General features: G+C 62.6%; 21 protein-coding genes and 1 pseudogene. 13 read left to right on the top strand and 9 right to left on the bottom strand.

Annotated elements, in window-relative coordinates:
- Positions 1-17 precede the first annotated feature (17 nt).
- From metH to VR74_RS09080, 5 genes and pseudogenes are all read right to left on the bottom strand, one after another.
- Positions 18-2,636 (bottom strand): annotated as a pseudogene (metH, locus tag VR74_RS09100) (methionine synthase); the annotation flags it as partial.
- Positions 2,637-2,656: 20 nt separating this feature from the next.
- A complete protein-coding gene (locus VR74_RS20770) occupies positions 2,657-3,085 on the bottom strand; it encodes a gamma-glutamylcyclotransferase family protein (protein ID WP_299949992.1) in 429 nt (142 codons plus the stop codon).
- Positions 3,082-4,155 (bottom strand): homocysteine S-methyltransferase family protein, encoded by a 1,074-nt coding sequence (locus tag VR74_RS09090; RefSeq protein ID WP_299949990.1) that lies wholly within the window; start codon positions 4,153-4,155, stop codon positions 3,082-3,084. Before VR74_RS09090 ends, VR74_RS20770 begins: the two co-directional genes overlap by 4 nt.
- A gap of 8 nt (positions 4,156-4,163) precedes the next feature.
- Positions 4,164-5,078, bottom strand: a complete 915-nt coding sequence (gene metF, locus VR74_RS09085) for a methylenetetrahydrofolate reductase [NAD(P)H] (protein ID WP_045696062.1) — start codon at positions 5,076-5,078, stop codon at positions 4,164-4,166.
- A complete protein-coding gene (locus VR74_RS09080; protein WP_045696060.1) occupies positions 5,075-6,052 on the bottom strand; it encodes a metalloregulator ArsR/SmtB family transcription factor in 978 nt (325 codons plus the stop codon). The genes metF and VR74_RS09080 overlap by 4 nt, the downstream gene beginning before the upstream one ends.
- Positions 6,053-6,193: 141 nt before the next feature.
- Here VR74_RS09080 and VR74_RS09075 point away from each other — a divergent pair, with 141 nt between their 5' ends.
- The 3 genes from VR74_RS09075 to VR74_RS09065 all read left to right on the top strand — a co-directional run bounded on the left by VR74_RS09075 (position 6,194) and on the right by VR74_RS09065 (position 9,107).
- Complete coding sequence (locus tag VR74_RS09075) at positions 6,194-6,952, top strand: VacJ family lipoprotein (RefSeq protein WP_045696059.1); 759 nt, start codon at positions 6,194-6,196, stop codon at positions 6,950-6,952.
- A gap of 33 nt (positions 6,953-6,985) precedes the next feature.
- Entirely contained in the window at positions 6,986-7,612 is a 627-nt protein-coding gene (locus VR74_RS09070; RefSeq protein WP_045696057.1) for an ABC transporter substrate-binding protein, read from the top strand.
- A gap of 121 nt (positions 7,613-7,733) precedes the next feature.
- Positions 7,734-9,107, top strand: coding sequence for a mechanosensitive ion channel domain-containing protein (locus VR74_RS09065; protein ID WP_045696056.1), 1,374 nt, complete (start codon positions 7,734-7,736; stop codon positions 9,105-9,107).
- 3 nt (positions 9,108-9,110) lie between these two features.
- Here the strand turns inward: VR74_RS09065 and ettA are convergent, their stop codons facing one another.
- Both ettA and VR74_RS09055 read right to left on the bottom strand, forming a co-directional pair.
- Complete coding sequence (gene ettA / locus VR74_RS09060) at positions 9,111-10,775, bottom strand: energy-dependent translational throttle protein EttA (RefSeq protein ID WP_045696054.1); 1,665 nt, start codon at positions 10,773-10,775, stop codon at positions 9,111-9,113.
- Between the two features lie 83 nt (positions 10,776-10,858).
- Complete coding sequence (locus VR74_RS09055; RefSeq protein WP_045696053.1) at positions 10,859-11,794, bottom strand: hypothetical protein; 936 nt, start codon at positions 11,792-11,794, stop codon at positions 10,859-10,861.
- 131 nt (positions 11,795-11,925) lie between these two features.
- On the opposite strand from VR74_RS09055, the gene VR74_RS09050 reads away from it, so the two are divergent.
- A complete protein-coding gene (locus VR74_RS09050; protein ID WP_045696051.1) occupies positions 11,926-12,678 on the top strand; it encodes a hypothetical protein in 753 nt (250 codons plus the stop codon).
- Here VR74_RS09050 and VR74_RS09045 read toward each other — a convergent pair.
- Positions 12,675-13,310, bottom strand: coding sequence for a tetratricopeptide repeat protein (locus VR74_RS09045; RefSeq protein WP_299949988.1), 636 nt, complete (start codon positions 13,308-13,310; stop codon positions 12,675-12,677). The two genes, VR74_RS09050 and VR74_RS09045, sit on opposite strands and share 4 nt — an antisense overlap.
- A gap of 149 nt (positions 13,311-13,459) precedes the next feature.
- On the opposite strand from VR74_RS09045, the gene VR74_RS09040 reads away from it, so the two are divergent.
- From VR74_RS09040 to VR74_RS09015, 6 genes are all read left to right on the top strand, one after another.
- Entirely contained in the window at positions 13,460-15,688 is a 2,229-nt protein-coding gene (locus tag VR74_RS09040; RefSeq protein ID WP_045696050.1) for a S9 family peptidase, read from the top strand.
- Entirely contained in the window at positions 15,688-15,906 is a 219-nt protein-coding gene (locus VR74_RS09035; RefSeq protein WP_045696048.1) for a hypothetical protein, read from the top strand. The genes VR74_RS09040 and VR74_RS09035 overlap by 1 nt, the downstream gene beginning before the upstream one ends.
- Positions 15,903-16,466, top strand: coding sequence for an NUDIX hydrolase (locus tag VR74_RS09030; RefSeq protein ID WP_045696047.1), 564 nt, complete (start codon positions 15,903-15,905; stop codon positions 16,464-16,466). The genes VR74_RS09035 and VR74_RS09030 overlap by 4 nt, the downstream gene beginning before the upstream one ends.
- Before the next feature lie 26 nt (positions 16,467-16,492).
- Positions 16,493-16,915, top strand: a complete 423-nt coding sequence (locus tag VR74_RS09025; RefSeq protein WP_045696045.1) for a DUF1330 domain-containing protein — start codon at positions 16,493-16,495, stop codon at positions 16,913-16,915.
- Between the two features lie 6 nt (positions 16,916-16,921).
- On the top strand, positions 16,922-18,031 hold the full coding sequence (locus VR74_RS09020) for a cystathionine gamma-lyase (RefSeq protein WP_045696044.1): 1,110 nt from the start codon (positions 16,922-16,924) through the stop codon (positions 18,029-18,031).
- Between the two features lie 71 nt (positions 18,032-18,102).
- Positions 18,103-19,884: a carboxylesterase family protein gene (locus tag VR74_RS09015; protein ID WP_299949984.1), complete on the top strand. Its 1,782-nt coding sequence runs from the start codon at positions 18,103-18,105 to the stop codon at positions 19,882-19,884.
- Here VR74_RS09015 and VR74_RS09010 read toward each other — a convergent pair.
- On the bottom strand, positions 19,840-20,316 hold the full coding sequence (locus VR74_RS09010; RefSeq protein WP_045696043.1) for a GAF domain-containing protein: 477 nt from the start codon (positions 20,314-20,316) through the stop codon (positions 19,840-19,842). The two genes, VR74_RS09015 and VR74_RS09010, sit on opposite strands and share 45 nt — an antisense overlap.
- A 141-nt stretch (positions 20,317-20,457) precedes the next feature.
- Here VR74_RS09010 and VR74_RS09005 point away from each other — a divergent pair, with 141 nt between their 5' ends.
- From VR74_RS09005 to VR74_RS08995, 3 genes are all read left to right on the top strand, one after another.
- Entirely contained in the window at positions 20,458-21,282 is an 825-nt protein-coding gene (locus VR74_RS09005) for a hypothetical protein (protein WP_299949982.1), read from the top strand.
- Positions 21,279-22,502 carry a hypothetical protein gene (locus tag VR74_RS09000; RefSeq protein ID WP_045696041.1) on the top strand — a complete coding sequence of 408 codons (1,224 nt, stop codon included), beginning with the start codon at positions 21,279-21,281 and terminating at the stop codon, positions 22,500-22,502. The genes VR74_RS09005 and VR74_RS09000 overlap by 4 nt, the downstream gene beginning before the upstream one ends.
- On the top strand, positions 22,489-23,256 hold a 768-nt coding region (locus VR74_RS08995; protein WP_045696040.1), incomplete at its 3' end, for an AAA family ATPase. The genes VR74_RS09000 and VR74_RS08995, both read left to right, overlap by 14 nt.

Raw genomic sequence — 23,256 nt, 5'->3', positions numbered from 1 at the left:
GCAACGGAAAGCAGCGATTAGCCATCGGCTTTTACTGCGAGCGGATCATAGTTCAGGATCGGAGCCAGCCACCGCTCCGCCGTTCGCATGTCCCATCCCTTGCGAGCGGCATAGTCTTCCACCTGGTCCCGCTCGATCCGTCCTACTGCGAAATAGACGCTCTCAGGGTGCGCGAAATACATGCCCGACACGCTGGAGGCTGGCGTCATGGCAAAGCTTGAGGTCAGCGAGACGCCGATATTCTTTTCGGCATCGAGCAATTTGAACAGCGTGGCCTTTTCCGTATGTTCGGGCTGGCTGGGATAGCCCGGCGCTGGGCGGATGCCGCGATACTTTTCCTCGATGAGGTCCTCGGGCTTGAGGCCTTCGTCCGGCGCATAGGCCCAGAGTTCCCGGCGCACGCGCTCGTGCATGTATTCGGCGGCCGCTTCTGCAAACCGGTCCGCCAGCGCCTTCACGATGATGGATGAGTAATCGTCACCCCTGGCAACGAAGTCGGCAGCGATGGCCTCGACTTCCGGACCCGAGGTCACGCAAAATCCGCCGACCCAATCCTCGCCTTCGGGCGCAACAAAATCAGCCAGCGCGAAATTGGCGCGCGTATTGTCCTTCACCATCTGCTGGCGCAGCGTATGGAACACGTCGCCTGTCTCCAGCCTGATATCATCGCCGATGCTGTTTGCTCGCCAGAAGCCCACAACGGCCTTCGGCTTGAACCAGGCCTCACCGACAAGCTGCTGCATCATGGCCTCTGTATCGCGCCAGAGGCCACTCGCCGCCTCGCCGATGATCTTGTCCGTCAGGATCGCCGGATACTTCCCGGCGAGATCCCACGCCGAGAAATACGGTGTCCAGTCGATATAGCGGGCCAGCGTTGCCAGATCGAGATCATCGAAAGTCCGCACGCCGGAAAAGGCTGGCCTCGGCCGCTCATAAGAGTCCCAGTCGATTTTCAGTGCCGCAGCGCGCGCCTGTTCAATCGGCAGGCGCGGCTTGGGCGGCCCATCCTTGCGTGAATCCCTCATCTGCTGGTAGCGGGCCTTGGTCTGGGCGACGAGCGCAGGCTTCTCCTCGGCGTTCAGCAGTGTGCTGACGACACCAACGGCCCGGCTCGCGTCCGACACATGAATGACCGGCGCACACTGGATAACGGGATCAACCTTGACCGCTGTGTGCGCGGGGCTGGTCGTCGCGCCCCCGATCATCAGGGGCTGCGTCATGCCGCGGCGCTGCATCTCCGAGGCGACATAGACCATTTCGTCGAGGCTGGGCGTGATGAGGCCCGACAAGCCAATCACGTCGACATTCTGCTCGATCGCCGTGTCGAGGATTTTCTCTGCCGCAACCATCACGCCGAGATCGATGATTTCATAGCCATTACAGGCAAGCACCACGCCGACAATGTTCTTGCCGATATCGTGCACATCGCCCTTCACGGTGGCCATCAGCACCTTGCCATTCGAGACATCGACCGTGCCAAGCCGGATCTTCTCTTCCTCGAGATAGGGCTCAAGGTAGGCAACGGCGGCCTTCATGACGCGGGCCGATTTCACGACTTGCGGCAGGAACATCTTGCCGGAGCCGAACAGGTCTCCGACCACGTTCATGCCGTCCATCAACGGACCTTCGATCACGTGCAGCGGGCGCTCAACCGATTGGCGCGCCTCCTCGGTGTCCGCTTCAATAAACTCCGTAATGCCGTGAACCAGGCTGTGCTCAAGGCGTTTGGCAACGGGTGCTTCGCGCCAGCGCGTATCCTTCTCCTGCACTTTGCCCTTCTGGCCACGGAATGTTTCCGCGATTTCGACCAGCCGCTCGGTCGCGTCGTCGCGCCGGTTGAGGATGACGTCCTCGACGCGTGAGCGCAGTTCGGGTTCGATATCATCATAGATATCGAGCTGGCCCGCGTTGACGATACCCATGTCCATGCCTGCGGGGATCGCATAGTAGAGGAAAACAGAGTGCATTGCCCGGCGCACGGGCTCATTGCCCCGGAAGCTGAACGACACATTGGAAAGCCCGCCGGAGATATGGCAGCCCGGGCACGTCTCGCGGATCACTTTCGCCGCTTCGATGAAGTCCACAGCGTAATTATTGTGCTCTTCAATCCCCGTCGCGACGGCAAAAATGTTCGGATCGAAAATGATGTCCTCGGCCGGAAAGCCGACATCCTCTGTCAATATCTTGTAGGCGCGCTGGCATATTTCGATCTTGCGCTCGGCGGTATCCGCCTGCCCGATCTCGTCAAATGCCATAACCACGACCGCCGCCCCGTAGGACAGGCACATCCGTGCCTGCTTGCGGAACGTCTCTTCGCCTTCCTTCATGGAGATCGAGTTCACGACCGCCTTGCCCTGAACGCATTTCAGGCCGGCCTCGATGACATCCCATTTGGAACTGTCGATCATGACGGGCACGCGGGCAATATCCGGTTCGGCCGCGATCAGGTTCAGGAACGTGCGCATGGCTTCGGCGCCGTCGAGCATGCCTTCATCCATGTTCACATCAATGATCTGCGCGCCGTTCTCCACCTGGTTGCGGGCAACCTCGACCGCTGCCGGATAGTCACCCGCTGTAATCATTTTTCTGAACACGGCCGAGCCGGTTACGTTCGTGCGCTCGCCGATATTGACGAATCTTGTTGAAGCAGAAGCAGTCATTTGCGTGTTCGTCCCTTGCCGAGCGGCCAGTTGCCGTCAGCGATATGTTCAAAGCCCTCTGTGGGCTGATTGTACCAGTAGATCCAGGCCTGCTCGCCGGTCGCCGCGCCATCGTCGCCGAGCAACGGGATCTGCTTGCGCAGGTATAGCGACGTTGCCGGGTCGTCCGTGACATCCTCGAATTCATCCATCGCGCCGATGATCGACACGTCTGCCAGTTCATACCGCACGCCATGGCACAGGTCTTCGCCATCGACCACGCCCGGAAAGCCGCCAAGATCCAGCAGCCGCCCCCGGAACCGGCACGGCCCGAGGAAACGGCCCGAAGTTTCCAGCGGCAGGTCAGCCGGCATGCCTGTGGCCCCCTGCTTCAGCAGGCCGTAGAACACGAACAGATCACCCGTTTTGACCACTGGTCCGGTCATGATGCCAGCACGAAGGGTTCCAGCCCGGCAAGGCGCATGTCGTGCGAGGTCGGCGCCGGGTCGCGCGGCTTGACGCCCGCCACCGCCTTGGCAATCGCCGCGATATGCTCCGGCGTCGTGCCGCAGCACCCGCCCAGGATATTGACAATGCCATCCTTCGCCCAGCCGCCGACAGCGCAGGACGTCTGGCCCGGCGTCTCGTCATACTGGCCCATTTCGTTTGGCAGGCCGGCATTCGGATAGGCGGCGACCAGCGTATCTGCGATGCGCGACAGCGACGCGATGTGAGGCCGCATCAGGTCGGCACCGAGGGCGCAGTTGAAACCAATTGCAAAGGGCTTCGCATGACGCACCGAATTCCAGAATGCCTCGACCGTCTGGCCTGACAGCGTGCGGCCCGACCGGTCGGTGATCGTGCCGGAAATCCAGATCGGCAGTTTTTCCATGCCCTCTTCCTCAATGTCCATGATCGCCTTGATGCACGCCTTGCAGTTCAGCGTGTCGGTGATCGTCTCGATCAGGTAGAGGTCCACGCCGCCCTCGTTCAGCGCCTTCACCTGCATCCGGTAGGCCTCATAGACCTCATCGAACATCACCGCCCGGTGGCCGGGATCGTTCACGTTGGACGACATGGACAGCATCTTGTTGAGCGGCCCGATCGACCCGGCGGCAAAGCGCGGCTTGTCCGGCGTCTTCGCGGTCCATGCATCGGCTGCCGCCCGCGCCAGTTTCGCGCCTTCCAGATTGATGTCGCGAACTGAATCCGCATCCAGCTTGTAATCATCCTGCGCAATCATCGTGGCCGAGAATGTATTGGTCTCCGAAATGTCTGCGCCAGCAGCGAAATAGGCATCATGCAGCTCGGTCACGCGTTCTGGCCGCGTCAGGCACAGAATGTCGTTATTGCCCTTCATCTGGCCCGGATAGGCGGCTTCGCTGAACCGGTCGCCGCGAAAGTCGGCCTCTTCCAGCCCCATGCGCTGGAACATTACGCCCCATGATCCGTCGAGGATCAGGATGCGTTCTCTAGCAGCAGCGTGCAGGGCGGCAATGCGTTCAGATCGGGTCATGGAGGGCCTCATGCAGCCTTGGCTGGTTTGGGTTTCACGCCGAGCAGGCGGCAGGTGGATAAAGCCAGTCCTGCCCTGTTCAACGTATAGAAATGGAACGTGTCGACATCATGATCCGCCAGCTTGTGGCAAAGCTCGGCGGCAACCGTTGCCGTCACCAGGTCGCGCGTCTCTGGGTCATCATCAAGGCCTTCATACAGCCGGTGCAGCCAGTTCGGCAGGCTTGCGCCACACAGGGCCGAAATGCGTTTTAGGCCATTGAAGTTGGGCTGCAGCATGATGCCGGGAATGATCGGCATGGTCACGCCGCCGTCGCGCGCCCGGTCCAGAAAGCGCAGGAACGTATCCGGTTCGAAGAAGAATTGTGAAATCGCACGATCTGCCCCGGCATCCTGCTTGGCCTTGAGGAACGCAATGTCCTTGTCCCAGCCGAGACTGTCCGGGTGGGGCTCCGGATAGCACGATACCGAAATCTCGAACTGCTTTCCAAGTTCCGGGCGACGGGCGCGCAGGCCCTCGATCAGCTCAACGGAGTCGCGAAAGCCGCCGGGATGCTGCTGGAACGCCGCCCCCATGCCCTCTGTCGCATCGCCGCGCAGGGCCACGATATGCCGGATACCCGCTTCCCAGTACGCGTCAGCAACGGCCAGGACGTCTTCCTTCGTCGCTGACACGCATGTCAGATGCGCCGCAGGGCGCAGCGACGTGCTGCCGGCAATGCGCTTGACGGTGTCATGCGTGCGCTCGCGTGTAGAGCCACCGGCGCCATAGGTCACGGACACGAAGTCCGGCGCCATCGGTTCGAGCCGCTCGACAGTCTCCCACAGGCGCTCTGCCATGGCGTCGCTTTTCGGCGGAAAGAACTCAAACGAGATCGACGGAGCGGATGTCGTTTGGCGGTCTGCAATCGACAGGGTGTTCATGCTTTCGCCTCCTCGGGCGCGGCCTGCTTTTCAGCGACCCAGATATTGACAACAAGCCCCGGGCTCGACGCATCGGGCGGGGCAAAGGAACGGGGTTCGGCCAGGTCGAGATCGGCTTCTGAGGCCCATGCCGCCATGTTGTCGTCCCGCATGCCGAGACGATGGTGGCCATGCTCGGTCCGAAGGAACTCCAGATCATGCGCGGCAAAGTCCACGACCAGAAGGTGTCCGCCCGGCTTCAGGACGCGGCTGGCTTCGGCGATCACCTTGCCCGGCGCATCCATGAAATGCAGCACCTGGTGAATAATCACCAGGTCAGCGCTATTGGATTCAAACGGCACGGATGTCACATCGCCCTGGCGCACCCGGGCGCCTGATATACCCGCCTGCTCCAGATTTGCGCGCGCCACGGTCAGCATGTGATGGCTGAGGTCGATCCCTTCCGCTTCGCGGGCCAAGGGCGCAAACAGGACAAGCATTCTGCCCGTGCCCGTGCCGAAATCGATAACCCGCTCGAAAGGGCCCTGCCCGGCCAGCTCAAGAAGGGCCCGCTCAATCGCTTCATTGGGGTAGTGCAAGGATCGAATCGTATCCCAGTTTCCGGCAATGCCGGAAAAAAATGTCTCCGCCGATGCCGCCCGCAATGCTGACACTTCCTCGAGTTGATCTGCATCGCGCTTCAGAGTCGCCACGACTTGCGGAATCTGTGCAAACAGCGAATCAAGAAAGGCTCGCCCGTCACCCCGAGTCGCAGCCCTGTAGAAGACGAACGATCCCTCTGGCATCCTCTCGACAAGACCGGCGCCCGTCAGAACCTTCAAATGATGTGACAGACGGGGCTGGGACTGCGACAATACCTGAACGAGTTCGCCGACCGACAGGTCCCGCTCGCGCAAAAGCGCCAGGATCCGCAATCGCGTCGGCTCGCCAGCGGCGCGGAGCCGGTCAATCATCGGAGCGAGATCTGGTTTCATATCAGTATATAAACATGAGTTTATATGTTTTGCAAGATTGCAGATGTGCCACAGTGAACCGAATTTACCAATCCGTCAGTTGATGCAGCGTATGAGAGACTCCATCTACCGCTTTGAACCAACCCCGGGGGATCCCTCCTCATGCAACACAGACTCATTGGCGCAGCCCTCGCGCTCGGCCTTGGCGCTTGCGCCTCGACCCCCCCCGCAGAACCGGGCGTGATTGCCGACCCTTATGAAGGCTTCAACCGCCAGATGTTCGCCTTCAATCAGGGCGTAGACCAGTATGCCGTAGGCCCGGCGGCCACTGTCTATGAGACCGTGACCCCGGAATTTGCGCGCGACCGGCTTGGCGACTTCCTTGGCAACCTGAAATCGCCAGTGATTTTCGTGAATGACGTGCTCCAGGCCCAGCCCGAACGTGCCAGCGACACTTTCTTCCGCTTCACGATCAACACGACGGTGGGGCTTGTGGGGCTTTGGGATGCGGCGGCCTATTTCGGGCTGGATGGCCACAGGGAAGATTTCGGCCAGACACTCGCCGTCTGGGGCCTCGATGGCGGCCCGTACCTGGTCATGCCCTTCCTCGGCCCGACCAATCCGCGCGATCTCATTGGCAAAGGCGTCGATCATGCCTTTGACCCGCTGACCTGGACCGAATTCGAAGGGCAACCCGATCTTGACGACCAGATCTCCATGGGGCGCGGCATTCTTGGCGGTTTGAACGCACGCGTCGAATTCGACGACCAGATCACCGCCCTCAACGAACAGCCGGAACCTTATGTGGCCCTCCGCCGTATTTATTCATCTCAGCGTCAGGCAGCCATTCATAATGGTAAGCCGGTTAATGACACGCAAGCGTATGACGATCTCCCTGATTTTGACGAATTCGAGGAATAGACAGACGCGAATGACCCAGACAGGAGCAGATTCTTGAGCCGCACGTCCCCTACCCTTCTCGCTATTGCCGCACTGGCATTGAGCGCCCTCCCGGCCTTTGCGGACACCAGGACGGAATCCTTTGTCCAGACCAATGCCAGCGAAGTGCTGGCAACGCTCAACGACCCGGCGCTGAATGCACGGCAGCGTACGGAGACGTTTAGCCAGTATATGGACCAGTTCACGGATCTGGACGCGGTGTCGAACTTCGTCATCGGCAAGTATAGCCGCCGCTTCACGGAGCAGGAACTGACCGCCTATCGCAAGGTATTCCGGGAATACGCACTGGCCGTTTACGAAAACGAACTCGACAATTATCGCGGCAAGGAAGTCGTGGTGAAGGATTCCGTCGATCGCTCGGATACTGACTCGATTGTCAACACGGTGATCAAACGCCAGGATGGCAAGGACATGGATGTGCGCTGGCGCGTCCTCACCCGCGACGGCGAGTATCAGGTTGTCGATGTCGCGCTCAATCTGGATGGCAACCTGATCTGGCTGGGCATCGAGCAGCGCGCCCAGTTCATCGCGCTGCTCGACCGCGCAAATGGCTCGGCGGAGGCCTTGATCGCGAAGATCGAGAGCATGACGGCAGACATGAAAGCGTCAAAGCGGAGCTGACCAGCCTCCGATCCAGTAAGGCGGTAGCCTCCTCCCGCACCTCGGCACCTGCGCTCGATCAATTGGAACCCCTGTCCAGCTCACGCTTTCCCAAGTAGAAGGCTGCGGGGGAGACGGCGCAATGCCCATGATCAAACGACGGATATTCACCTGGCTGACCGGGCTTTGCCTGCTCGTGCTTCTGCCTGCGTTTCAGGCCAGCGCGCAGGTGCCCGCCGAGCTCCCTCCCACGCAGGTCGTCCAGACCGAAAGCGATTCGCCGGATGATCAGGCGATTGAAAGCCGGATAAAGGCGATCTTCTCGGAAATCGATTCGCTCAAGAACGTCGATGTGGACGTGCGTGAAGGCGTCGTGACCCTGTCCGGCGGCGTGTCGAATTCGGCCGCTGCCCTCCGCGCGACCGAGATTGCAGGACGCCTCGTCGGCGTCGTGACGGTCGAAGACAAGATCGACCGGACGCTCGATATCGAGGGCAATGTCACGCCGCTCGTCGACACTTTCAACGCCCGGCTCAAAAGTTACTATCGGGCGCTCCCCCTGCTTGGCCTCGGTCTCGCCCTGTTCCTGGTCATCAGCCTTGCCGGCCACATGCTCGCCAGCTGGATGTGGCTCTGGCGACGTGTGCTGCGCAATCCCTTCCTCGCCGAACTTGTGTCGCAAGCGGTGCGTGTCGCCTCGATTGCAGTTGCCCTCGTGCTGGCCCTCAGCCTGGTCGGCGCCACGGCGCTGATGGGCACCATTATCGGCGGCGTTGGCGTTCTTGGCATAGCCATCGGCTTTGCCGTACGCGACAGCCTCGAAAACTATATCTCGTCCATCATGCTCAGCCTGCGCCAGCCCTTCCGCGCCAACGAACACGTTGTGATCGACGAACATGAGGGCAAGGTCGTCCGCCTGACGTCACGCGCCACAGTCCTGATGACACTGGACGGCAACCACCTGCGCATCCCGAACGCCGTCGTCTTCAAGGCCGTGATCCTGAACTATAGCCGCAACCCGGAGCGCCGATTCGAATTCGACCTCGGCGTCGATGCCGAGGATGACCCGATTGCGGCCATGACGCTCGGGCTCGACACGCTGCACACCCTGCCTTTTGTGCTGAAACAGCCGGACGCGAGCGCCTTTATCCAGACGGTCGGTGATTCCAATATCGTGCTGCGCTTCCAGGGCTGGGTGGATCAGACCCGTAGCGACTACTTCAAGGCCCGCGGCCTGGCGATCAGCGCGACAAAGGATGCCCTGGAAGCCGGCGGCTTCACGCTGCCCGAACCGATCTACCGCCTGCGCTTCGACGGCCCGGCCGATGCCGGGCGCATCGCGAAAGGCCTTGGCGGGAACTTGCCCCCGCGACGCAAGACGATCACCCCACAACCGCCCGCAGACATCGAGACGCAGGACGTGGCGCCAGACCTTAATATCGACAAAAAGGTCGACGAAGAACGCGCCGAAGCAAAGGAAACCGATCTCCTCGATTCCGGCAGACCGGTGGAATAGGCCCTAACGCGCGAACTTCTTGAATTTCAGGCGTTTCGGGTTCACCGAATCCTCGCCGAGGCGGCGTTTCTTGTCTTCGAGGTAAGACGAGAAATCGCCCTCGAACCATTCGACATGGCTGTTGCCCTCGAAGGCGAGGATGTGCGTGGCCATACGGTCAAGGAACCAGCGGTCGTGCGAGATGATGACTGCGCAACCCGGGAAATTGTCGAGGCCTTCTTCGAGGGCCTGCAGCGTTTCCACGTCGAGGTCATTGGTCGGTTCATCGAGCAGCAGGAGGTTGTGGCTCCCCTTCAGCATCTTGGCGAGGTGGACGCGGTTGCGCTCACCGCCTGACAGGAGGCCGACTTTTTTCTGCTGGTCCGTGCCCTTGAAATTGAAGGCGCCGACATAGGCGCGCGACATGACCTGCACGCCGCCAAGATCGATCACGTCCGTGCCGCCGGAGATTTCCTCCCAGACATTCTTGTTCGGATCGAGCTTGTCGCGGCTCTGGTCAACATAACCGATCTTGACGGTGTCACCGACACGCAGACTACCCTTGTCGGGCTTTTCCTGGCCGAGGATCATCTTGAACAGGGTCGATTTACCCGCGCCGTTCGGGCCGATCACGCCGACAATGCCGCCGGGCGGCAGTTTGAAGTCGAGGTCTTCGATCAGCACGTTCTCGCCAAAGGCCTTGCTGAGGTGTTCCGCTTCGAGCACCACGCCGCCAAGACGCGGGCCGGGGGGGATGCGGATCTGCGCGGTCATCACCTGCTCGCGCTCGGCCTTCGAGGCCATTTCCTCATAGGCATTGATACGGGCCTTGGATTTCGCCTGCCGCGCCTTCTGGCCGGAGCGGACCCATTCGAGTTCCTTGGCCAGCGTGCGCTTGCGGCCGGTGTCCTCGCGCGCTTCCTGCTCCATCCGCTTGGCCTTCTGCTCGACCCAGCCGGAATAGTTGCCCTGGAAGGGCACGCCGCGGCCACGGTCGAGTTCGAGGATCCAGCTGGTGATGTCATCCAGGAAGTAGCGGTCGTGAGTCACCAGGATGACGCAGCCGGGGAAATTGATCAGGTAGTTCTGCAGCCAGGCTACCGTCTCGGCGTCGAGATGGTTGGTCGGTTCATCCATCAGGATCATGTCGGGCTTCGACAGCAGCAGCTGGCAGATCGCCACGCGGCGCGCCTCGCCGCCGGACAGGGCGGCAACGTCGGCATCGTTTTCCGGGCAGCCGAGCGCGTTCAGCGCCATGTCGATCTTGGAATCGATGTCCCAGGCGTCGGCGGCGTCGATCTGCTCCTGCAGCTTCGTCATCTCTTCCATCAGCTCGTCGGAATAGTCCTCGCCAAGCTTTTCCGAGATGGCGTTGAATTGCTCGAGCATCTGCTTTTCAGGACATTTGGAGGCGACGTTCTCGAACACGCTGAGCGTGGGATCGAGCTTCGGCTCCTGCGGCAGGTAGCCGACCTTGATGCCTTCAGCGGCCCAGGCCTCGCCCTGGAAGTCCTTGTCCTCGCCGGCCATGATGCGCAGCAGGGTCGACTTACCCGAACCGTTGACGCCGACGACACCGATCTTGGCATCGGGCAGGAAGTTCAGGTGGATGTTCTCGAACACCTTCTTGCCGCCCGGATAGGCCTTGGTCAGGCCTTGCATGTGAAAAACGATTTGGGGACCGGCCATGGCGGGGTGTTCCTGTGCAAACGGGTATGGGACGCGCTGTACTTGCGCGCGCGCCGCGGAAAATCAAGCCGTCATAGGCAATGCTAGTCCGCAAAGCCCCAGCTGATCAGGCCGTCTGCCGAGAGCTTTCCGAGCCAGATGCGGTCGTGGCTGGGAAATACGGTCAGCTGCGGATTGGCCTGCATCAGGTCGTGAACGGCCCGTATCTGGGTGCGGATGGCGTCCCGGTCCTCGTTCGGATCGAACACGATGAACTGCGTGAAGACCGGCCGCATGGTCAGGTCTTCGATGGAAGACATCGACCAGACCGTATCCCCGATCATCAGGTATTCGTGGCCGTTCTGGAGCGTAATGAACAACAGCTGGGCGCCGGGTGTATGACCGGCCATCGGGATCGCCACCACGCCGGGCGCGACCAGCTGGACCGTGCCATTGAGGCGCGGGGGTAGGTCGCGCAGGGCAGCCGGCAGCTCTCCTGTCGCGAATTGCGGCAAGGCGGCCGCCTGCGGCGCGTTGAGCCACAAGCGCGGCGCGAGCGCATCCGCGTCCGGATGCCGGGCAATCGCCATCACATGGTCGAGGTGCTCGTGCGTCATCAGGACCTTGTCGGCCCGCAGCATGGAATCGACGAGCGTGCGATAGGCCGCATCGTCAAATGACCAGTCATCCGGTGCCTGCACCATGCCTTCGGATGTCGGCCGGTCGAGCGCCCCGCCGATCACAAGCGTGCTGCCGGGAAAGACGATCTGAACGGAATTATAGCTGGTCAGCCACTGGCCGGTGAAAGCGCCCGCGCGGGCCGCGAGCATGGGCGCCGAGTCGTGACCGACTTCCAGGACGCGAACCTCTGTCGGCAGGTCGCCGTCTGCCTCGCGGATCATGTTGCGCCACTGGTCAATATCCAGAAGGCCCGGCGGCGCCTTGGCAGGCGCCTTGCTGAATCCGGCAAAAAGCCACCACCCGCCCGCGATGACGAACACGGCCAATGCGGCAGCGATTCTGATGATCCATTTCAGCATGGCGTCTCTCCCCTTTTGTCTCACCCTAGCAGCGCCGTGAACAAATCGCAATTTGTTCATTATTCACGGCGATTAGCGGGGACGCTTGATTTTCAAATCGAACGCCGCCCAATAAGATGAGGAGATCTGAGATGACGACACCGCCCGAGCCGGCGAGGCCCGCTGATGATGACATGAGCCGCGCCTCGGGCTGGGACGCGCTCCTGGATGACCTGTTCGGGCTGAACGTGAGGGCGCTCAATTCGATGCGGGCGATCATCGTGTCGCCGCGCGCCGTGTTCGAGGCGGCGCGGGACCCGGACTGGATGGGCCGCTATACGCCCTCGATCCGGCTGGCCTTCACGCTGATCGCGGCGATGGTGTTCCTGCGGTTCCTGTGGGGCGGCGAAGGCGGTGCGCTGCATGAGATGACGCGGCTGGGATTTGCCAGCCAGGCCGACATGCTCGGCGGCATGGATCTCGATCAGTTCACGCAGGATTACCTGTCGACCTGGCTGGTCCTGTTTCCGTTCGGCTATTTCATCGTGCATGCGCCGATAGCCTTCCTGCTGAGGATCTGGGGACAGGGCACACCGGCGACAGTGCGGTTCCGGCTGTACTTTGCGGCGCTCCTGCCCGGCCTGTTGCTGGGCGTCGCGTCGACAATCGCAATACCGTTCTTCAGTGCGTCCGTGTTCGAGTCCGCGCTGGTGCCTGCGCTGGGTCTGACGGTGCTGATCTATGGGGTGACGGTGTTCCGGGGGTTGCCGGAGGGCATGCCGGAGGGGAAGCGCGGGTGGCGGGGCGTGCTGTTCGGGGCCATCGCCATTTGCGCGGACCTGCTGATCACGTTTTCGACCTTTGTTGTCGGCTTTGCCTGGCTCTACGGGAGCGGCCCGGCCTAGCGGGAAGTGCAGGCGACTGCAGCGGCGTGCTCGTCTTCCGACATCACGCGCTCCAGACGTTCAAGCTCTACGGCTGCACCGGCATTGCCGAGCTGTTCAGCTCTTTTGAACCAGTACCAGGCCGCCACGAAATTGACCTCGCCTGCATGTCCGCCGGCATGGGCGATGCCGAGATTCAGGGCACACCGGCTGTCGCCAAGGTCAGTGCCCCGGGCCCACCAGCCAAGCGCAGAGTCACGATCCTGCACACCGCCAGCGCCTGTCATCATCATGGCGCCGAGATGCGTGATGGCGTCGAGATGGCCGTCTTCTGCCGCGAGCAGGAAGAGGGTGCGGGCGCGTTCGTCATCGCGGTCGCCGCCAAGGCCGCGCACGAGCATGAAGCCGAGATTGAAACGGGCTGCCGGCAGGCCGGCCTCGGCCGCCTGATGATAATAAGCACGGGCGGCCACAAGATCCTGATGGACCCCGCGTCCATGATGCAGCAGGGTCCCGAAATTGTTGGCGGCTATGGTGTGACCGGAATTGGCGGCCAGGCGCATCGCCTCGGCTGCCTTGACCAGCGACTCGCCGCTATCGCTGCCGTTCAGCAACGTCTGGGCCTGTGTATAACTTGCGTTCCCCTCGTCCATGCGAGGCACATTAATTCATGGATTCAACCTGACTAGCCAAAAAACACAGTTTCGCCACAAATTTTCAACCCATAAGAGATTAATTGGCGTCGGGATGACAGAAACACAATCGGCGCTAGTGTGCGCGCGTCAATGCGCGGAGACCCGACTTGCCCCAACCCCCTGCCGACCTGACGCCGGAACGCCTCTACACCTCGCCTTCCCTGTCGGGACCGGCCCCGCGCGGCGTGAAGTTTTCACCCGATGGCCAGCGCGTGACCTTCCTGAAAGGCCGGACCGGCGAGCAGGACCGGCTGGATCTCTGGCAGTTTGACGTCGCGAGTGGAGAACAGAGCCTGCTGGTCGATTCGCAGTTGCTGCAACCTGTCGAAGCAGAATTGTCCGAAACGGAGAAGGCGCTGCGTGAACGCAAGCGGATCGCCGGGGCGAAAGGCATTGTCGATTACAGCTGGGGCACGGCCGAGACGATCCTGGTGCCGCTGGGGGGCGACCTGTTCCTCGTGACACTTGGCGCTGGCGAACCGGCCGTGCGCCAGCTGACCGCCAATGATTCCTTCGAGACAAACGCGAAAATCTCGCCGGACGGGCGCTATGTGAGCTTCCTGCGCGACGGGGCGCTGCACGCGATTGACCTGACCTGCGGCGAAGAGATGCGCCTGTCGCCCGCCGCCGAACCGGACAAGGCCGTCTCGTATGGCGTCGCCGAATTCGTGGCGCAGGAAGAGATGCATCGTTTCACCGGTTACTGGTGGAGCCCGGACGACCGCTATGTCGCCTATACGCGCGTGGATGAGTCCACGGTCGATATCATACCCCGGTTCGACATAGAGGCGGACAAGGTGACCGTCATCGACCAGCGCTACCCGCGCGCCGGGCGGCCAAATGCCGTGGTGGACCTGTTCGTGCGGGACATGGAGACGGGTGAGACGGCCGGGATCAAGTGGCGGAAAGACGGTTGGGGCCCGGCAACGGACCAATACCTGGCGCGGGTGAACTGGCTGCCGGACGGCGACCTTGTCGTGCAGGCGGTGAACCGGAACCAGACACAGCTGTCGCGCACCCTGTTCCATGCACCCGTCTGGAAGGCGGCCGCGATGGGCGAGGAGACGCAAGCCTGCTGGATCAACCTCAATGCCGACTTCCTCGGATTCGCCCCGGAGGCCCACGGCACTGACAGCGTCCAGCCCGTGCATGTCCTGACGACGACAGAGGCCTCGGGCTGCCGCCATGTTGCCTGCCTGAACCGGCACGGACTGGTCCATCCGGTCACGCGAGGGGATTGGGCCGTGGATACGGTACTGGCCTATCGGGGCACCGACAGCCTTGTCCTTTTCACGGGTTTTCTGGACACGCCGCTGGAGCGGCACCTTTATGCCGTGCCCATTGACGGCGGTGATCCCACCCGCATTACCGCGCCCGGCAGGACATGGGCGATCGTGATGGCGCCGGACGGGCTGTCCTTCGTCGGGACGAGTTGCTCACCCGGCCAGCCGCCGCAGGTCGGGCTCTACAGCGCTGACGGATCGCTGATTGCATGGATCGAGGAGAACGCACTGGATGAGGGCCACCCCTATGCGCCGTTCCTTGCCGAGCATGCTGTGCCGGAATTCGGGACGCTGAAGGCGGAAGACGGACAGGACCTCTACTATTCCATCCTCAAGCCGCCAGGCTTTGATGCGGAAAAACAATACCCGGTGATCATCGAAGTGTATGGCGGGCCGCATGTGCAGACTGTGGTGAACGAATGGGGCCGCGTGTCGGACCAGTTCTATGCGCGCGAGGGATACATCCTGTTCCGGCTGGACAATCGCGGCAGCGCCAACCGGGGCAAGGCGTTCGAGGATGTCATCTATCGCCGCACCGGCGGGCCGGAAGTGCGCGACCAGCTGGCCGGCGTCGGCTGGCTGAAGGCGCAGCCCTTCGTGGATGCGAAACGCATCGCCATCCAGGGCTGGTCCTATGGCGGCTACATGACGCTGATGACGATATTGCAGGCGCCGGAGGGCACGTTCGCGGCCGCCGCTGCCGGTGCGCCGGTGACGGACTGGCGCCTCTACGACACGTTCTATACCGAGCGCTACATGGACACGCCGGAGAACAATCCGAACGGCTACGAGGCCTCCAGTGTTTTCCCCTATATTGATAACCTCACCACGCCCCTGCTGCTGATGCACGGCATGGCGGATGACAATGTGACCTTCGACAATACGACGCGCCTGATGGCGGCCCTGCAGGAGAAGGGCAAGGCATTCGAGCTGATGACCTATCCCGGCCAGCGCCACGGCATTCGCGGCGAGAAACTGCAGGTACACCTTATGAAAACGCGGATGGCCTTTTTGAACCGCCACCTCAAACCCGAAACACCGGATCAAACATGATGGAATTTCTGGACCGTATCCCGCTCGGCATTGTGCTCCTCGCCTGCCTCACCCTCGGGCTGGCCCCGTTCATGCCCGAGCCGCATATATGGGAAAAACTGAAAATGCTGGCCGCAGGTACGCTGCACCGTCCGGTCGACATCTTTGACTTCTTTTTCCATGCTTGGCCCTGGCTGCTGCTGATGGTCAAGCTGGCACGCATGGCAATGACGAGATGACCATCAAGCCCTGGACGATCCTCTCCTCCAAACAGGTCATGCGCGACCAGTTCATGAGCCTGCGCACTGACAGGTGCCAGCGCGAGAATGGGCATGTCGTGCCCGCCTACCATGTTGTGGAACTGACAGACTGGGTGACGATCATCCCCCTGACGGCGGCGGGCAAAATCGTGCTGATCCGCGAGTACCGGCATGCGGGCGGCGTCGTGCTGACGGGCGTGCCGGGCGGGGTCTCCGATCCCGGAGAAAGCGACTGGGAGGCCGTCGGCAGGCGCGAATTGCGCGAGGAGACCGGCTATGACGCGCGCGAGATGATCCCGGTCGGCACCTGCTATCCCAACCCCGCGACCCAGAATAACCGCCTGCATTATTTCCTGGCGCTTGGATGCGAGAAGAAACACGCGCAATCGCTGGATGCGAACGAAGAGATCGAGGTGCTGGAAATGCCCTATGCGGATTTTCTCGCCTATGATGGGCTGGAGGTCCAACATGCGCTTCATGCGGCGGCATTGTTTTACACTGAACGCTTTTTCAGCAAGCATCCCGGCAAGCGCCCTTAGCGCAAGCCCATACGAGGAGACAGGACATGCCCGCTTTCCAGCCGACCGCCGACCAGTTCCGCGCCTTTCGTGACGACCCCTATGACGGGCCGGTCGCGCAGGTGAACCTGCTGAAATTCCGCGTGAAGGCAGAGTATGCCGAGGGCGACCCGGAGCATGGCGAGGCAATCAGCGGCGAGGCCGCCTATCAGCGATACTCGGAAGCCTTTTCCGTGGCGGCGGCGGAAGTCGGCGGATCGACCCTGCTGCTGGGTTCGACCGAACGCTATTTCATCGGCGGCGGCGACTGGGACGCAGTGCTGGTCAATCACTTCCCGACGCGGCAGGCCTTCATCGCCACGCTGAACCATAAGGACTACAAGTCCATGTCGCGCCACCGCGAGGCGGGCCTCCTGTGCCAGGACCTGATCGTGACGCGGCCAAGCTGGGCCAACGGGAAAAAGGTTTGATCCGCCATGACTGACAAGACATCTGCCATCAGCCGGTTGCTGCACCATCGCAGCCAGGGCCTGTCAAAGGGCGAGGCGGTGTCGCTGCCGATCCATGCCACCTCCGTGTTCCACTTGCCGGGCGAGCCGGATGGCAGCCATTTCTATGCCCGCAACGGCAACCCGACCGTCGAGGCGGTGGAGGCGGAGATCGGCATTCTTGAAGGCGCGGACGTGGTCTGCTTTCCGTCCGGCATGGCAGCGATTGCCTCGGTCTTCTATTCCGTGCTGCGGCCCGGCGACACGGTGCTGGTGCCGTCGGACGGCTATTACAATGTCCGCAACCTGCTGAACGCCCAGTTCGCGCCGATGGGCGTGACGATGCGCACCTGCCCGACCGCCGACATGGCCGAGGCCGACATGACCGGCTGCCGGCTGGTGCAGATCGAGACGCCCGCCAATCCGGGGCTGGCCGTGTGCGACATAGCCAGGGTGGCCGAACGCGCAAAGGCGGCGGGCGCGCTGGTGATGGCGGATAATACGACCGCGACCCCGCTGTGCCAGCGGCCGCTGGACCTTGGCGCCGATGTCTGCGTGCTGTCCGATACAAAGGCGATGGCAGGCCATTCGGATGTGATGTGCGGCCATGTCGCGACACGCAATGCCGACCTGTTCGACGCGGTGAAGACATGGCGGAGGCTGGCCGGCGCGATTGTCGGGCCGTTCGATGCCTACCTGCTGCACCGGGGACTTGAGACGCTGGAAGTGCGGCTGGGCCGGATGAACGCGAATGCGCTGGCCGTGGCCGAAGCCGTGCTGGGGCACAAGGCCGTGTCGGCCGTGCACTATCCGGGGCTGGGCAATGACCCGTTCCATCAGGTCGCGAAGCGGCAAATGAACGGTTTCGGGCCGATTGTCAGCTTCACACTCGCCAGCCAGGCGAATGCCGACCGATTCATTGCCGGCTGCCCCCTGCTCTCTCCGGCGACGAGCTTTGGCGGGGTGCATTCCAGCGCCGAACGCCGGGCCCGCTGGGGCGACGAGGTGCCCGACGGCTTTGTCCGGTTCGCCGCCGGGATCGAGCCGACAGGCGACCTTGTGGCCGCGGTGACACAGGCACTGGACGCACTGTCCTGAAACGGACCAGTTGCCGTGACATCGCCCTGTATCTGGTATAATTCTTGCGGATTACGGGCGGGAACCACGCCATGAAACGACTTAGTATAGTACTCTTTTTTGCCCTGGCCGGGGGTCTGGCCTGGGGCTGGTTCAAATTGAACCAGCCTGCAGAGCCAATGGAAATGGCCGAACCGCTGCGCATCGAGCAGGGCGTGGTGATTGGCGGCATCGATCCCGACAACCCGGACATCCAGGTATTCAACGGCCTGCCCTACGCGACCGCGCGGCGCTGGACTGCGCCGGATACTGCGCCGCAATGGGGCGCTATACCCCGCGATGCCCGCAAGTACGGCGCCGAATGCCTGCAGCCGCGCGCGGGCCTGGGCGGGTTCGTCAATGACATCGTGGAGGGCGTCGGCCTGCCCTGGTGGAAGCGCATGCTGGCCCAGAATTACATCGCGTCCCAACCCAGCCCGCCGGAATCCGAAACCTGTCTTTTCCTGAATGTGCGTACCGGCAACATGGATGGCGGCGCGCCGGTTCCCGTGATGGTGTGGATCCATGGCGGATCGCACCAGGCCGGTTCAGGCTCCTCCAGCCTCTACCAGTCGAACGGCCTGGTCGAGAAGGGCGTCGTGCTGGTGACGATCAATTACCGCCTTGGCCCGCTCGGTTACCTGGCCCATCCGGCCCTGACGGAAGCTGATGGCACATCCGGCAATTACGGTCTGATGGACCAGATGGCGGCCCTCAGATGGGTGCGCAGCAACATTGCAAGCTTTGGCGGCGACCCGCAAAACGTGACCGTGTTCGGCGAGAGCGCCGGTGCGCAATCGGTCACTGAACTGATGGCCTCGCCGCTGGCTGTCGGCCTGTTCGACAAGGTGATCCTCGAGAGCGGATCGAGCAGCTACAATGCAATCCACCTCAGGAAATCGCCCCTGTCGACCGTGCGCAGCGCCGAGGATGTCGGCATGGAATTCCTGTCGACCCTGGCACCGCCGGCGGCGACCGCCGACACGTTGAGGGCCATTCCCGCCGCCGCGATCATCTCGCGCGCTGAAGCCCGTAGCGACCTGACCGGCTATTTCCTGCCCAACGTGGATGGCAAAGTGCTGCCGCAAATGATCGGCAAGGCAATCCGCGACGGTGACGTGCCGCGCGTGCCCATGCTGGCGGGATACAATGCGGACGAAGGCTCGCTGTTCTACGAGCGCATGAACTCGCCTACCGTCCTGTCGAAACAGATGACCGGAACGCTGGACGATCGCGAAGCGGCGCTGGCCGATGTATTCGGTACCAATCCGGCCAAGGCCCTGCAGTCGCTGTATGGCATGGAAAGCCTGGAAACCTGGGATTCCGGGGCCACCGACATGCTGGGCGACGACATGTTTGGCGTCCACATGCGCTTCATCGGCAAGCACAATGCCGATGCCGGACAGCCGACATGGATGTACATGTTCTCACGCACATGGCCGTCAAAGCACCAGACCATCGGCGCTTATCATGCGGCCGAAATTCCGTTCGTGTTCGACAGCCATTCGCCGCTCATGCCGGTGTCGCATGCCGACGAAAAGCTGACCGGCGCGATGATGACATACTGGACCAATTTTGCCCGTACCGGAGACCCGAATGGCGAGGGCGTTCCCGAATGGCCGCTTTACACGTCCGAAACGGACAAGTGGATGGCACTGGACTATCCGCTTGAGATTGTCCGCGAGCTGCGCGCCCGCAAGCTGGATATCCTCGAAGAGAACCTGAACAACCGGATCGACGCGGTGACCCAGATTGTCGCGCCGCGCGACGTGGCGCTGCAGGATGAACCCCTACCGGGCGTTGTCGATGAGGAGGCTGTTGCAAATAGCAACTAGGCCTTCAAGATCCGTTTCGTCGAATGCATCGAACGCGGTTGAATCGACATCCAGCACGGCCGCCAACTGGCCCTTCGCGTCGAAGACCGGCACGACGATTTCGGAATTCGAGGCCGAATCGCAGGCGATGTGGCCCGGGAAGGCATGCACGTCCGGCACGATGATCGGCTCGCCGGTCGCCGCAACATGGCCGCAGACGCCCTTTCCGAAGGGAATCCGCAGGCAGCCCAGCGTGCCCTGATACGGGCCGACGACGAGTTCGCGCGGCTTCAGCGGATCGACGACGTAGAACCCGATCCAGAAAAAGCGCGGCGCCATGGCCTGGGCCAGTATGCACGCCGCCGTCGCATAGCGCGCCGTGACGGAGGTTTCACCGGCCACGACACTGTCGATTTCTGCCTTCAGGTCCCGATAATGCCCGGCCTTGTCCATTTCACGCCTCATCTCTGCCTTGGAGCGGCTATATCGGATGGACCGGGCCGCACGGCAATAGGCGTTGAAGCGGCACGCAACCTCTGGAATAGTCGCGCCATTCTGCGGGCTATGGGGCGCCTGCGGCAGGAGGGACAAGTTTTGCGCTTGCCGGTTCGGATGGGGGCTCTGCTCGCGCTCGCGCTTGCGCTTGCGTCGGCTGCACAGCCGGGCCTTGCCCAGATCCATTCCGATGAAGGCGTCCCGGTCACGGCGGCAAATGATTTCGGCGCCGATGTCCTTGATGACGCAGAACCCTACGACGAGTCGCTTGAGCACTATGGCCCGGAAACGGATCTGGACGCGGTGGACGCCGCCCATGCAGCCTACCTGAAAAAAGCGGGCCTGCAGCTGACGCGGCCTGAATATGACGCGCCGGAGGAAGACATCCAGCCGCCAAAGCCGCCGCCGGACTGGCTGACGGCGATCTTTGACTTCCTCGGCAGGCTTGGGCCATTGTTCCAGGTCATCTTCTGGGCGGCCATCGTGGTCGTTGCGGCGGGCGTACTCTACTTCCTGTTCGGCGAGGCGGTCCGCGTGCGTTTCGGCAAGTCCGGCAAGGGCAAGGTCGACAATGCGGACGACATGCTGGTGGACCTGCGGCCCGATGCGCACGCGGCGCGCTCCCTGCTGGAGGAGGCCGACGCGCTGGCGCGGGACGGCAAGTTTGCCGAGGCCGTCCACCTTTTGCTGTTCCGCTCGATCGCCGACATCCAGCAGCGGCTGGAAGGCGGCGTGCCGCGCTCGCTGACCGCGCGCGAGATTGGCGGGCTGCGCAACCTGCCCGAACGGGCCAAGCGCGCGCTGGGTCCGATCATTGCGATTGTCGAGCACAGTTTCTTCGGCGGGCGGACCGTGGACGCGGCCGGATGGAAAACGGCGCGCGACTCCTATGAGCAGTTCGCATTCGGGGAGGCCTGGGGATGAGCGACGCACAGACCAGCTCGCCCTTCGCAACCCGGACAATCGCCGTACTGCTGACCATTGCCATCGTCTCGTTCGGCGCGGTCATGGTACTGGCCGGCTGGGCGCCGGAACTGCGCGACCGCGATCATGCGGGCGACCATCCGTTCTCGACATCGGCGCTGGGATTTAATGGCATCGTGCAGCTGCTGGAGGACCAGGGTTACCCGGTCGAGGTATCCCGGCTGGAGCAACGCCTCGGCAACCGCGACTGGGGCGTGATGGTGGTCACGGTTTCGCCCTGGGGCATGAGCAGGAAGCTGGAAGAGACCCATCTGCTGCCAACGACCCTGATCGTGCTGCCGAAATGGGTTGGCCAGACGGACCCGTTCAATGCCCGGCGCCAGCGCGACACGCGGTTCATGGCGGCGAGCGGCCTGAATGACCTGCTCGGCCGGCTGGATATCGAGGGCGAGATCGGCCGTATCGACGTGCAGGGGCGAACCGAAACGCCGTTCGGCGGCATGGCACTCAAGCCGGACCTGAAGATGCAGGTGATCCGCTCCGAAACGCTGGTGCCGATTATCGGGGCGGGCGACGGCATGCTGCTGGGCAAGTTCGATGACCGGGAGGTCTATGTGCTGGCCGACCCGGACATGCTGAACACGTTCGGGCTGGCCGAGCGGGAGAATGCCCGGTTTGCCGTGCAGCTGATGGACTGGCTGCGCTATGACGAGAGCGAGCCGATCATTTTCGATGCGACGCTGCATGGCTTTGTCCGGTCGGCCAACCTGTTGCAGATGGTGTTCGACATTCCCTTCATCGGCGCGACGCTGGCGGCGCTGGCGTCTGCCTTCCTGCTGGGCTGGGCCGCGCTGGTGCGGTTCGGGCCGACAGCCCGCGAGGGGCGTGTGATCGCGCTGGGCAAGCAGGCGCTGGTGGACAATTCGGCGGGCCTGTTCACGATGGCCCGGCGCGAGACACGCATGGCGCCCGGTTATCTGGCCATGGTGCGGCGGCGCGTGGCGCGCGACATCGCGGCGCCGAAGACCATGACCGAGGCGCAATTATCGGCCCTGTTCGACCGGCTGGGGCCGGAGGAGCAGTCGGGCAAGACATTCTCACAAATCGAAAGCGGCCTTCGCGGGCCATCTGCGAGCCGCGAAGAGCTGATGACCAGGGCCCGCGATCTGTATCGCTGGCGACGCGACATTCTCAGGAGAAGCACGCATGAACGTAAATGACATCAAGGACCTGGCCAACAGGATCCGCGGCGAGGTGCGCAAGGCCGTGATCGGCCAGGACGCGACCGTGGACATCCTGCTGACCGCGCTGTTCTCATCCGGGCACGTGCTGCTTGAAGGCCCCCCGGGAACGGCGAAGACGCTGCTGGCGCAATGCTTTGCCAAGTCGATCTCGCTGGATTTCGGGCGCATCCAGTTCACGCCGGACCTGATGCCGGGGGACGTGCTGGGCACCAACCTGTTCAACTTCCAGACCAATGAATTCAGCCTGACCAAGGGGCCGATCTTCACTGACCTGCTGCTGGCCGACGAGATCAACCGGACGCCGCCGAAGACGCAGGCCGCGCTGCTGGAGGCGATGCAGGAGCGCAAGGTGACGATCGACGGCGACACCTACCGGCTGAACCCGCGCTTCACCGTGATCGCGACGCAGAACCCGATCGAGCAGCAGGGCACCTATCCCCTGCCCGAGGCGCAGCTGGACCGATTCCTGTTCAAGCATACGCTGGATTATCCGAGCCGGGAGGAAGAGTTTGCGATCGTGGCCCAGCACGGCACGCGCACCGGCATGAACACGCCGGACTCCTTCGGGATCGGGCCGGTCATCACGGCCGCCGAGCTGGACGAGGCGGTCGAGGCCGTGGCGCAGACGAAACTGAAGGATGACATCATTTCCTATATCGTGGACCTGATCCGCGCGACGCGGGAGACCCCGGCGCTGGAGACAGGCGCGAGCCCGCGGGCCGCCGCAGCG

It is taken from the genome of Hyphomonas sp. BRH_c22 (assembly GCF_000961795.1).
Classification (GTDB): Bacteria; Pseudomonadota; Alphaproteobacteria; order Caulobacterales; family Hyphomonadaceae; genus Hyphomonas.
This window is presented reverse-complemented; position numbering and strand designations above follow the sequence as displayed.